This is a genomic window from Stenotrophomonas sp. HMSC10F07 (assembly GCF_001807895.1).
Classification (GTDB): Bacteria; Pseudomonadota; Gammaproteobacteria; order Xanthomonadales; family Xanthomonadaceae; genus Stenotrophomonas; species Stenotrophomonas sepilia.
In genome coordinates this window covers 16,949-29,102 of record NZ_KV791441.1, presented here as the reverse complement: position 1 = coordinate 29,102, position 12,154 = coordinate 16,949, and the positions used below count along the sequence as shown (strand labels likewise).

At 56.6% G+C, this 12,154-nt stretch carries 8 protein-coding genes; 2 read left to right on the top strand and 6 right to left on the bottom strand.

Annotation, left to right across the window (positions count from 1 at the left end; genetic code table 11):
* Positions 1 to 458 precede the first annotated feature (458 nt).
* Positions 459 to 1,331, top strand: coding sequence for a DUF5677 domain-containing protein (locus HMPREF3114_RS21085; protein WP_141750835.1), 873 nt, complete (start codon positions 459 to 461; stop codon positions 1,329 to 1,331).
* Between the two features lie 275 nt (positions 1,332 to 1,606).
* On the opposite strand, the gene HMPREF3114_RS21080 is transcribed toward HMPREF3114_RS21085, so the two are convergent.
* The 5 genes from HMPREF3114_RS21080 to HMPREF3114_RS16740 all read right to left on the bottom strand — a co-directional run bounded on the left by HMPREF3114_RS21080 (position 1,607) and on the right by HMPREF3114_RS16740 (position 9,737).
* Positions 1,607 to 2,005, bottom strand: a complete 399-nt coding sequence (locus HMPREF3114_RS21080; protein ID WP_141750834.1) for a transposase — start codon at positions 2,003 to 2,005, stop codon at positions 1,607 to 1,609.
* A 542-nt stretch (positions 2,006 to 2,547) separates the two neighbouring features.
* Positions 2,548 to 4,650 carry an AIPR family protein gene (locus HMPREF3114_RS16755; RefSeq protein ID WP_070490048.1) on the bottom strand — a complete coding sequence of 701 codons (2,103 nt, stop codon included), beginning with the start codon at positions 4,648 to 4,650 and terminating at the stop codon, positions 2,548 to 2,550.
* Positions 4,650 to 5,615, bottom strand: coding sequence for a PD-(D/E)XK motif protein (locus HMPREF3114_RS16750; RefSeq protein WP_070490045.1), 966 nt, complete (start codon positions 5,613 to 5,615; stop codon positions 4,650 to 4,652). Before HMPREF3114_RS16750 ends, HMPREF3114_RS16755 begins: the two co-directional genes overlap by 1 nt.
* On the bottom strand, positions 5,608 to 8,262 hold the full coding sequence (locus HMPREF3114_RS16745) for a Z1 domain-containing protein (protein WP_070490043.1): 2,655 nt from the start codon (positions 8,260 to 8,262) through the stop codon (positions 5,608 to 5,610). The genes HMPREF3114_RS16750 and HMPREF3114_RS16745 overlap by 8 nt, the downstream gene beginning before the upstream one ends.
* Positions 8,259 to 9,737 (bottom strand): ATP-binding protein, encoded by a 1,479-nt coding sequence (locus HMPREF3114_RS16740; protein WP_070490041.1) that lies wholly within the window; start codon positions 9,735 to 9,737, stop codon positions 8,259 to 8,261. The genes HMPREF3114_RS16745 and HMPREF3114_RS16740 overlap by 4 nt, the downstream gene beginning before the upstream one ends.
* Positions 9,738 to 9,872: 135 nt before the next feature.
* Here HMPREF3114_RS16740 and HMPREF3114_RS16735 point away from each other — a divergent pair, with 135 nt between their 5' ends.
* Complete coding sequence (locus HMPREF3114_RS16735) at positions 9,873 to 10,331, top strand: very short patch repair endonuclease (RefSeq protein WP_070490040.1); 459 nt, start codon at positions 9,873 to 9,875, stop codon at positions 10,329 to 10,331.
* A 41-nt stretch (positions 10,332 to 10,372) separates the two neighbouring features.
* Here HMPREF3114_RS16735 and HMPREF3114_RS16730 read toward each other — a convergent pair whose 3' ends face one another.
* Positions 10,373 to 11,947, bottom strand: a complete 1,575-nt coding sequence (locus tag HMPREF3114_RS16730; RefSeq protein ID WP_070490038.1) for a DNA cytosine methyltransferase — start codon at positions 11,945 to 11,947, stop codon at positions 10,373 to 10,375.
* Positions 11,948 to 12,154 lie beyond the last annotated feature (207 nt).

Here is a 12,154-nt window from a genome sequence, read left to right as displayed (position 1 = left end):
CGTTGGAGTAGCCTTTGACTGTGTTGTATGCGGGCAGGGAAGTTGATGTTCCCTGCATTGAGCCGGTGCTGTTGCGTTGGAGTAGGCGGATTGTGCTGACACCTGATCCTTGCTGGTAAAGAATAGGAAGCTTATGCGATCCAGTGGAGATTGGATCATGATGTGCATGCATTCCGCGGAGGATGCGCAGGGAGGAATTGCCGCCAGCATGACGAATTTTCGGGGAATGTTGCGAGGCAGGGAGGCTTGAGAAAGTAGCCAAAGCATCGATGCAGCGCTATAACGTACTGAACTGAGGCGTAGCGCCAGTCTCCTTCACTAACCAATGGAACTGCACACACTCTTCACGCGTCAAGTGGAGGCGACCTTGGATGAATTCTCTTCTCACATGAGCGAATCTACAGACTGACCAGTACCCGCAGAGATTTGTAGCGCCTTCAGCCTGAAAAAGGATGGAAATGCATCACGATCAGCTTTTACAGATAGAACGAGATAGGTCTTCAAAAGCCTTGGAGCTTATGCGGGAACTACTTCAGCTTACCAAGCCGATTGCGGTGCACCCGAGATGGTCTCACGAAGAGCGGTCTCTTCTTGCAATGCTGCTAACTTCCTCTGCCCGCTCTACCGAAAGCGTCTTCCTGCTCTGCTCTTACGGGCAATTGTGGGATGCCGAGATGGTCCTTCGTGCAGTGGCGGAGGCTACACTGAAGACTGCATACATACTGCAGAGTGAAGATGAATTCAAAGCGAGGGTTGCTGAATACTCCACCGACCATTTCAACATTTCTTTACTCAAGGACGACTCAAAACTGAGAAGTACCCTTGCGGCACTGTCTGAACCGGATTCACGTGAGTGGCTTCCTCTTAGGGAGAGGCTTCTTAGCGAAGAAGAATTGGATGAGCTTGGCCGACTTTACGACAAGACTAAGCGTCGCTCGATCGAATCGCGCTGGGGAGTTGGTGGACTTTTGAACTCACTCCGCAAAGACGCCCCGCATCGAGTCCCTAGATATGATGCCCTGCTTCACAATTACTCTTTGTCAAGCCATATCCAGCATGCCGATTACATTGGAATCTCTCTCCCATACGACAGAGAGTCCCGAGACGAGGAGAGGCGAGATGCTCTAGAACTAGCGCACCTCTCACGCCTAATTTCGGACTGCTTCTCTCTTATGTACCTACGGATCGTGTCTGGCTACCGATTCTTAGATCTGGATCTCAAGCCTATCTTGGATGGACAGAAGCGAGTCGACGAAATGGAAAATGGCTTTGGAAATGCATTTGGAGAATGGATGAAAGTTGAATACGGCGAAGATGAAAGTTCAGAATAGAACCTTGGGGACGCCCTGAACCAATCACGGCTGAGTCCTGAATCTCCAGCGCCGGAGTGATCCGGGGCTATCTTACGCAGAGTCTTGGCATATTCTTACGCCCCGTAGTGCCCTTACCAGCATCTCGGGACGCAGTTGACGCCATGGTAGAACCAGCTGCCGGCGCCCCATATTCGACGGCGCGAACATCGTGAGCACCCACACGGTGCTCTTGGCCGGCCCTCGGCAGCTGACCGGGCGCAGCCGAACTACTGCCTATCACCCCGAACGGATGCTCAATCTTGGCGCGCAAGCTGGCTTTTGCACGCCTCCCGGAGCTGCGCCTGCTTTCGCTCGCGCGCTCCTGATTGTCTTCGCCCCGGATCTCTTAGCCGTGTTGATGATCGGCGCTTTGCAGTCGGCCAGGCCACTCGCTTGTCTGCGCCGGTATTGCCGCGATCGCCCAACACGCAGCCGTCCTTGCCGTGGAGCATTGCTTCAATGACCGTGACATCGCCCACATTGGTTGCAGTGCACTTCACGTGGTGAGCCAGACCTGAAATCTCATCCACGCCGATATGCACCATCATGGGCTGGTGTCGACGGCTGCCTCCGCGGAGCTGATGCGTCTCAGGATCGCGCGCCTCGCCCGCGTTCTTGGTCGAACTGGGCTTATAGGCAATGGTCCATTCCAAGAGCGTGCCTGCGCGCAGCCTCTAGCCTCTGCAGGCAGTATACGCGTTCGCCACTTCGGGCATCCTAGCGACCAGATCCCGCTTCTCCAGCAGACGACGGAAGTGGAATCTCGTGGTCTCACCCGGAATCGCATCTAGGCCGCTGAGTCGGGTGAATAATCGCATCGAGGCAAACTCGCGCAATGCTTCCTCCTCGCCCGCGTCGCTCAATGGATCCCACGGCCACAGCAGATGGCTGCCTGGATGGCTCCTCAATTTGTGTCGTCATTCTTTTCGGGGATGCCGGTACTACCCGAAGGCATGTTCAGAGTGTCCCTTGACGTTTCCGAAGCAGCGGATGAAAGAACGCAATCCGTATGTGGTCGGTCTGTAGCATCATGCGCTCGGCATCTTGGTCGCACAGCAAACCTGCGTAGCCGGTCCCGAACCGATGCTGCCGTCGCGCTACAACTCCGATCGCTGGAGGGCTCACGCGGCTCTGAACCAAGTCACCCAATTCGTCGCAGAGCGGGTCAAGGCCGGCGGCCCACCTCTGGAGCCGATCACGGTGCTCGATCTGCGTCGCACGATCTAAGTGCCGCATTTACAACCACGCCTTCCAGAACCCCTTTCTCGAGAATATCTAGCAACACCACGCTCTGCCTTTCAGTCGGAAGCTTGGAGGGAATCTGCATAGCAACCTTGAGCACTCCGTCTTCCTTTGGCGTGAGCAGATCCCTCTCAAGTAGTGACTGATAGATGCGAGCCCACTCCGTGCCGGGAATCGTCAGCACCTTTCGCTGCGCTTCGATACCGTTGTCGATCCTCTGCGTCTCCTTCGCAGTCTTCACGATCGCTGCCTGATCGTCCTGCGGGACAAGTCGATCGTAGAACTCGGGTGGGAGAAGATTGGCAATGGCGTCGGTACGGGCCTGTATCCTAGTCCAGCACGCCTCCCTTTTGCACCACTCGGAAATGTTGGAAATTCCTTGCGGTGGCCTGATGATGTCATCGTTCACGCCCGCCGACACGACAGCGATGGCACTTTCGAGCACTGGGTCGACCTTCTGTGCATTCCAAGTGCCGACAAAGTCGATGCACTCCTTCCTACGCCTTGTGATATCACCGAGTACTGCCAGCGTGTAAGCGACGATGTTTGCTCGGTACCCGCCGTTGTACCAAGGCTGTGCAGAAACGATGCGCTCCGTTGCGCGGAAGATCAGGCCACGTGCGACAGCCCTCTTGAAATAGAACTCGTTGAACGCATCGGATGATTTCTCCCACTCACTGCCGATGCGGGCGGCATAGCGTGCAAAGTTCTTCTGGGAACCAAGATTAACCCACCTGGGGTGGTCATCCCAGACATTCTCGAACTTCGCAAGATCCGTCTTGGTGAACATTTGTGGCTTGGGATGCTCCGCCTTGAAGCGACGCTGCTCCGCAGGAGTGAGCTTCGAGTGCGCATCGGCATACTGGCCGCGCGCGCGCTCGTAGAACCAGCGCGTCTCGCGCGGGGCTCCCTTCTGCGCCGGCGCCCAGATCCGACGGGAAAATCCTTCCATCCGCACATGGAACGGGTGGTTCGAGAAGAAATCGGCGGCATTCACCCTATTCTGGGTGTTCGCATATTCCGATATCTTTGGAACGACCGTTTCGCTCTTTAGATTGTCGATGACGGACAGCTTCAACTGAACGAATATCTGGGAAAGATCGGCCTTGTCGCGCTTGCGTGTGTGGAACAGCGATGCAGTGGTCTGGCCACCATTCACGATCTGGAGGTCGACAACCCTCGTGATTGCCAGACCGGAATCCGTCATCCCTGTTTCGACGCTCTGTGCTGTGGCTGTTATCCCGTTGTTGTAGGCAAAGAACATCCCTGGTTCGTTCAGGATCGTCGCCCTTATTCCCTGGTTCACATTGCCGCGAGCCTGCAGGAAAGTTCGGACGTTCTGCTCAAGCAATCGCGCTCCGAATTTTTCGTACAGAGCTGCCAACACTTCGGCAGGCATGACCATCAGATAGGATTGATAGGCGTCGGTCTCCAGATGTGCTGGAAGACAGGCGATGCCCTTACCGAACATCTGTTCAAAGTCGAGGTCGAGTGGTTCCTTGTGGCTGCGGGAGCTTCGCTGCCGATGAAGCCTCGAGATGTCCCATATGTGGTGAGCAGCCGGAACTCCTGCCACTTCCACATCAGGAAGGGCCTGGATTTTCTCGCTGAGCGTGCGTTCGGAGAAGAGAACCAAGTTGACCTGCCGAATGGCGTCCTTGCGATCCGCAATCTGCCTAGCAAGGCCGTACTCCGGCGATGTGACCTCAAGTTCGCCGGCCAGGCCCTTGTTGGCGCTGGCTTCGAGGAAGTTGGCAACACGCTTGAATGCCGCGGCCACTTCCGTTCTGGTGAGCGATGCCAGCTCGTTCCGGGAATCGAAGTCCGCGATGAAAAGGTCCAGAACTCCTTCGTCATTGAACCAGTATCCATCCACGCGCATGCCACGCTGCGCCCGGAAATGGCAGAGTTCAAAACCTTCCGTGAAGCCGGTCTCGACAAGGTCGTTCGCGATGGTCTCCATGAACTCGGAGAGCTGGAAGCTGCCATTGGCTTCGGCGCCCGCCAACAGTTCCTGTCGGAAGTCGTGGAAGAACTCTTCTTCGGTCTGCTCCATCAATCCTCCCCGAAGATGGCCGCTTCGTTACACTCGTACGGAGCAATCGTTTCCAGCCTGATGTCATAGGCCACGTTGGTAATCCCTGGCGGCAGTTGCGACCGCATCAAACGCGGAAATCCGTCACCAACACGATAGCTGCGCACGTCGCTGACGACAAAGCGCGGCTCATCGTAGCCAAGAAGGGGCGCATAACCATGCGCCACCAGCTTCCGGTCAAAGGCCTCGACGGCATCCGCCTCGCCGAGTCGTGCCTGGACTGCGGTAACGATCTCGTTGAGCGAGCGGGCTCCTGCGGTATCGGCCAGATCGCTCAGCCGGTACACGCGGAGGAACAGCGCGTCGTTCAGTGATTCGAGTTGGTCTTCCGACGAAACGCGGACGCTGCTCCGCTCCGCGCCCGAGAGCGATTTGATCTCGACGGCTGTGTTGCCGAAGATGAAATCCTGATGCGATCGTTCCGGACCGAGCCAGGCTTCGACGGCGGCCCTGCTCGACATCTGCCGATCGATCAGTTCCATCAGAAACACGATTTCGGCGAAGAGGCCGCGGACCTCCTCGATGGACAGATGCTGACTTCGGCCTGACAGGAAGGTCTTCCAGCGGCAGATGTGCGCCAGCGAGACGGCGAGAGAGCTGGCCGAATCGGTGGCGTGCTCCAGCGAGGATGCAAGGGTGCGGCAAAGTCCTTCGAAGAGATCGCGATCGACCTGTCTTTCAAGGGCGAGGACCAAGTGCTGCTGCCCCTGAACTCCGGCACGGAGATCGACGTCGATGCCGTTCACCGTGACCGCATTCTTCCGGTACTGGGCTGCATGATCCCCCTGGAGCTCTACGATGAACAGGCAGGCGCCCCCGGCATCGCGTCCCCAGAAACAGGGCACGGCCGTTCCCACCGCAACTTGGCGGACATTGAAGTCCGATCCCGGGACGGCAATGTCATCCCAAGGAGAGGAATCAGGCATCGTAGTCATCCTCTTCATCAGGGTTGTCCGCAGGGCCCTGCATCTGCTTCAGCCAGACTCGATTGACAACAACCTTAACCTCAGTTCTATAGAGACCATCTGGATAACTCACGCCGAAAGCAGGGATACGACACCCTGTAAACTCTTCGTTATCCATTGGGGTCAACACATGAAGCATCAATAGCGGCTTATTCCGCACCACTCGATAATGGTAATCCGACGGCTTCCCCGTTTTACTCTTGATATCGGAGGCCGCTTTGCGCTGAGCGTCAAGAATTTGCTCTTCACTCAACCCAAATTTCTCGTCGCCTCGACTCGCAACCCGATATCCGGATATTTTCCATTCATCCATAGTCGCCCCTTCTGCCGTCCGATCCTGTGGACCAAGCCTGAAGTTATCAGCATCACCAGCCCCCTTAGAGATCAGTAAAACATCGCCATTCGGATACTGATCTCTTATGGCTTCCAAATAATCCAGAGCCATCATCTTCTTCAGGGATGAATTCTTGTGTGTTTTGAATTCAATCAAAAAGTCCTCAATATCGCCAACTCCAACATTGGGTATGAACCACCCCTTGTCCGTTGACTGAGCTCGGCTGCTGAGTCTTTTCCATAAATCCTCTATCAGCCGCTCATTTGCACTGTTGATTTCCTTGTCAAATGGCAGCGAGGTGCTCTCAACGAGCTGCCCGGTAAGGTTTTGATTAATGACAACCTCTTCTGCCGCGCGCATCTTATTCGCCGCAGTAATCAACAGGCTCTTCGAATGTGACCGAACGTACAAGCCGAAATAATCAGGACTCAATCCATTCCGACTCATCTGCTTAGCCTGTTGGACAAGTTCTTCTGCTGCCTCGGCAATATGAGAGTACCAATCAATCGAATCGCGAGAGAGATGAACGCGGCAGAGGTCCTGGAAGCCTGGCCGGTAACCGAACCAGCGCCCCATCTGCATGAGGGTGTCGTACATCTTCGTATTGCGGTACATGTAGCTGACGGTCAATCCCTCGATGGTCAGGCCTCGGGAGAGGCTCAGACCACCGACCGCGACCGCGGTCAGCCCGACTCCTTCCTTCGCGTAGCGGGCGTAGTCGAGCACCTCGTCACTCTTGCTGTTGATGACATAGAGGTGGAGGTGCTCGAAGACGCCGCTGAGGGCTGCCTTCACCTCCGCCCAAGTAAACCCAGCATCGGCATACTCCGCATCGAAGGCGTGCTTCAGGCCCTGCATGTACGCGTTTCTTGCGGAAACCTCTTCCGGCATCGCGTAGTTGGCGAGAACCGCTTCCCTGATCTTCTTCTCCCTGAGACTCAGGAAGTCACGCACGGCCTTCTGAACGGGCACGAAGCGCGACACATTGATCATCATTGAGCAATGCTTTCCTGTCTGCCCACGCAGGTTGCGGATGGCGCGAGCGACGATGAATTCGTCGAGTGCGCGATAGAGGCTGGGGGGCAACTCGGGGACAGCATCGTCACGCTTGTGGGCGTACGGAATGAGATTCTCACAATCGTCGATCGGCCTCACGATCGATTGACTGGTCGCCTCGTCGAGGAACACCTTCTCGGCACCGAAGTACGTCGTTGGCGCGTCCAGGCAATAGATGAAGTCGCGAGGGAACAGCTCCTCACGCACATCATCGCCATAGGCGTCGGGGTTGATAAAGATGTTGGCGAATGGGGTCGCCGTGTAGCCGACATAGCACGATTTTGCGAACAGCCCGAGGATGCGCCGGATCATTGCATTCGTTCGTGTCGGATCCAGATCCTCCTTGTTCGTGTTGATCGACGCGTTGTCGGCCTCGTCGTCAATCAGCAGCATCGGCACGTCGGAAATCCGGCCATCGCCCTCGGCGTTCAGCTCCTTCAGCCATTTGTGAAGAGCCGTGAGCGTCGTCACATTCTTCTTGATGACCAGAATGATCGGCTTACTGAAGTCGTTGATCTTCCAGCCGCTCTTTTCCGCCGTGTTCTTGTTGAAGTCCTCGTTGATGTTGGTGAGGGTGGCCGGATGCGGATAGCCCGGCGCGAGGCCGACGCCGATGTTGCGACGATCCTCGGGATCGCTGGACCGGCCGATGAAGGCCTCATCGATGCGCTGCTGCGTCTGCTTGCGCAAATTGTTGTGAATGCCGGCGACGACGATGATGAACTTGTAGCCGGCGTCGGCGGCGCGTGCTATCAGGCCGGTGTAGTTGGCCGTCTTGCCCGACTGCACATGACCGATGACAAGGCCGCGACGGTTCCAGGTTGTGCCCTCGCTCAACGGATCCTGCAGGTGGCCAAGAATGCGGGTCGTGACATCGCTCAGCGACTGGACCATCTGCGGCGGCCAACCTTCCTTGAGAAGAAAGTTTCCATAGGATTCCGCATATGTCCAAGCGACATCATCACGCTTGTGGACCCACTGATCATCATGCTTCGCAGTGACATCCACCAGCGAAACACCGGCCCCCATGCGCGTGTCAACCGATATCATCGCCTCGGTGACGATATTGCGGAGATCGCCCGTATAGCCGAAGATCGCGGCGATCTCTATCGCCTTCTCCTCCACCTGCTCGCGCGTCGGCGTCTCGGCCATGTTGGCAAGGCCTGAGATGAGCGCGTTGGCGATGTTTCGTTCTTCCGTGATGACTGTGAGGCTCATGCAAAGGTCTCGCTGATGAATTTTTCGGCCAGTTCGATCTGGCCATCGAAAAGGTGCGTCGAGCGCACGATCTGGAGAAAGGCATTCGGATCGCCCGGCCCGTCGCCGTAGAGCACCTTCCTGAGACTCTTCAGGCGCTCCAGAGTCTGGCTTTCATCCACCGCCCTCCGGTTGATCTGGCGCGGATGGGTCGAGTAATCGGAATAGATCATCTCCACCGGCAGGGAGGCGGCAATCGAATCCAGCAGGACACGAAGCAGATCCGCATCCTCGGGCGAAAGTCTTGTGCCCAGGGATGCAATGAGAGGGTGCTGCTCGTTGATTGCGAAACGGATGCCGCCATGATCGGCGTAGCGCTCCCAGAATAGGGCCTGGCTTTCCTGAAAGAGCTTCTGCCCGCGCCCCCTATGCACCGTCACGCTGCGGGCAGTAATCCTGTTGATGATCTGACGCAGCCGCTCCCGCACCCCATGCGGCGGGCGGGCACGCGATTTCTTGATGTCGATGGTCCAGGCTTCGTCCAGACTGTTGGGAAAGTCGATCTGTACCCGGGCCAACTTGGTGGCCTCACCCTTCGGCACGAGTCTGAACCAGTCGCCCCAAGCCATTAGGCGGCCGTTTCGATAGACGTAGCCCCCCTGATTAGAGATGAAGTCACTACGATCCTGGTAGTAGTCGTACTCGGACGCGGACAGACGACTGTGATGCGGAAGCACGTAAGGCTGCAGGCGCACCTCGGCCTCGCCGATGCGGACGATCTCCTCTGGAAGCACCTGGGTGGCAGGATTCTTCCTGCAAAAGGGATCGAATGCCGTAATCGGACGGCCATTGACGGTGAGAGAAATCCTGGCATGTCCCTTGATCTCACCCGAGAGAAACCGGTGGAAGACAAGTGACAGATGTCTGCCCACCGCCTCAAGCTTCTCATTGACAATCTCGTCTCGACGATGCCCGGCTTCGTCCTCCATCAATCGATCGAGCTCTCGCCAAATAACGGCCGTGCCGCGGGCGCCGAGCCGTTCGACGTAAGGGAACCCATGGATGTCCGCATCGTCCAGGATGGAGAGAATCCAGTCGTCGGCAGCATCGATGCGATCCAGATTCCATTCGGCTCCGCAGAAAGTTCCATCGCGTGTGCTCACAACGGTCAATGAGCGGCATTGGGAAAACGAGGCTGTCTTCAGGCCAAGGCCGAAGCGCCCTAGATCCTGCGGCGACCGATGCTGCCTGGGGTTGCCGGTCCCATGACGCATTGCACCGAGCAGCTCGTCTTCTGTCATCCCCTTGCCGTTGTCGAGGATGACCATCACAGGATGCTTACCGGATGCATCGCAAATGATGTCGATGGTGTCCGCGCCAGCGGAAATGCTGTTGTCGATCAGATCGGCAATCGCAGTTTCGAGTGAGTACCCAAGGTCCCGCATCGATTCCGAAAGGCAGGCCGCGCTCGGCGGATGACTGCGATCACGAGCCATCGGCTTCCTCTTGCGTCTTCTCGTGAGTCAAGCGCATGGTAAGCTCCGAATTGCTGCTTCGGGTATCGTATTCATCCGTTCGCATTGCCAAGCGGAAGTGCGGAGCTGCCATTCCTGCAGACATTCAGGCGGAAGATGCTCAAGACCATGCGCGTTCCAACCACTCCGCAGCGCAGCCGCATGATGTCGAGCATTCGCGGAAAGAACACCCGGCCGGAGCGGATACTTCGCTCCCTTCTTTTCGCCAGGGGCTTTCGATATCGACTTCATGTGCGGGGGCTGCCCGGCTCCCCCGACCTTGTGTTCCCGAAGCACAAAGCAGTGGTATTCGTCCATGGGTGCTTCTGGCACCGACATGAAGGGTGCCGCTATACAACCACTCCCAGTACCAATGAAGATTTCTGGCTGCAGAAATTCCAGGGAAATGTCGCTCGCGACACGCGCCATGCGGAGATGATTCATGCGCTTGGCTGGCGTATGGCGGTCGTATGGGAGTGTGCCTTGAAGCACTCGCGCGAGGAGACTGCACAGGTGGTTGAGGAATGGCTGCATAGCGGCGAGGATGTCTTGGTGATCGGTCAAAGCACTGACTAGCCCGCTTCAATAAGTACCGGAAGCTGTTCCGGCAGGTTTCGCTACATACTTCCCGCCGGCATCTTCTTTAAGATGTAACCAATCTGCCTTCGCCTCCTCTTATTCATTTCGTTCAAAAGGCTACGAACGGTCTTGGCTAGCTTGTGGGCAAGCAACGGAGGCACCGCATTGCCGACCTGGGTGTACTGCTCCGTGCGGTTGCCCGCGAAGAGGTAGTTGTCGGGAAACGTCTGGAGCCGTGCTGCTTCCCTGACCGTAAGACTTCTGCATTGCGAGGGATCGTAGTGGATGTAGTAGTGCCCATCCTTCGCAATGTGGGCCACCACCGTGGTGGACGGTTCATTCCTGCACTGCACGCGGAACCGGTCCTTGAATGGGATCACTTCGGATTCCCGATCGACATGCGCATTGATGTGATCAGGAAGCAGCTTGGGAGGGAAGACATCCAGCGTCGGGCAGTATCCCGATAAGTGAGCAAAACTGGCCGAGAAAAGATACCGAGCAAGATCGGATGCCATGTGCCCACGCGCCTCATGCTGACAAACCCCCCCCAAACTTCGGTCGTGAAGCCATTGCTGAAGCTCTGTTGGCTTCTTTAGCCTTTTGTAGTCCCGTGAAATAAAGGCGCCACCAGTGGTAGTGCTGGTTGCCGCAGCAGCAAAGGAACGCATTTTCTCGATAATGGCAGATTCATTCTCTGTCTTCCAGCCCTTGACGCACGAGGGGGCAGCTTGGACAGCTTTGCGCCACGCCTCCACCGAATCGCCACGCGACAACTTGCTGCGGATTCGAGGAAGATCGTCAATGGCCTGCTTGACCGTGACAGGCTTTGCCACGGGTGCCAGCAACTGATGCTGAGGAATATCCAACCCCTTCCTCACTCCGAGCAGAATCACGCGATGCCTGCTTTGCGGAATCCCATGTCGCTCGGAATGAATAAGGTAGTCGGTAGGTTCCAGCGAGCTCTCGTCGCCCTTCTTGGTGAAGGATCGGATTTCGTACTCGAGCCCCTCGGTCGGCATTGAAAGATCCGCGATGATCTTCTCGAACATCGGATTGCCGGAGTGCTTGGAGGAAAGCAAACCCTTGACATTCTCCATTACGAAAATGGTGGGCTTGTGCACTTGGATGATTCTCAGGTACTCCCTGTAGAGGAAGTGCTTTTCATCCTTGTGAAAGTCTTTGTCGTTGGCACGCCTGGAGCGCCCCGCCAGCGAATACGCTTGACAGGGTGGGCCGCCGATCAGCACCCAGGTTTCCTGCCCCTTAAGTGCAGCCCGAATTTCCTTGTCTATACTGACTTCATCGGACTTGCCAAGTTCTAGGCATCTCGCCTCGGTGGCAGCATGCTCAAAGGCGCTGGCCACGGCAGGGATCTTGCGAAAAGCAGCCTCATCGATCTCGCGCCGTATGTAGCTGTAGTAGTGCTTGACGTCCTTGGTGCCACGCAGGCGCCTGAACACTGCCCTGAGCGACAGCGTGCGATGTGCGACAGCATCCTTCTCAATAGAAAGGGCAATCTCGAAGAATGGCTGCCTCTTGTGGCCCCGCAGGGACGCGAATCCTTCCCCGAGCCCTCCTGGGCCAGCAAAAATATCAATTATGGGAACTGGCATGCCAGAAATCCTCCCCTTCGTACTTCCGGAAATTTGATGTGATAAGCCCTCCTTAGAACTGAGAGCATTCAGAAATCACCACTCATCTTGCTTGGCAACTGCCCAGACCTGCGGTCAGCGCAAGCACGCTAGCGCTCCGTCCATTCTTCCCACCTTCGTTCCATAGATTTGCGCGCCGCTTAAAGTCAGGAGATAGATCCATCTCAC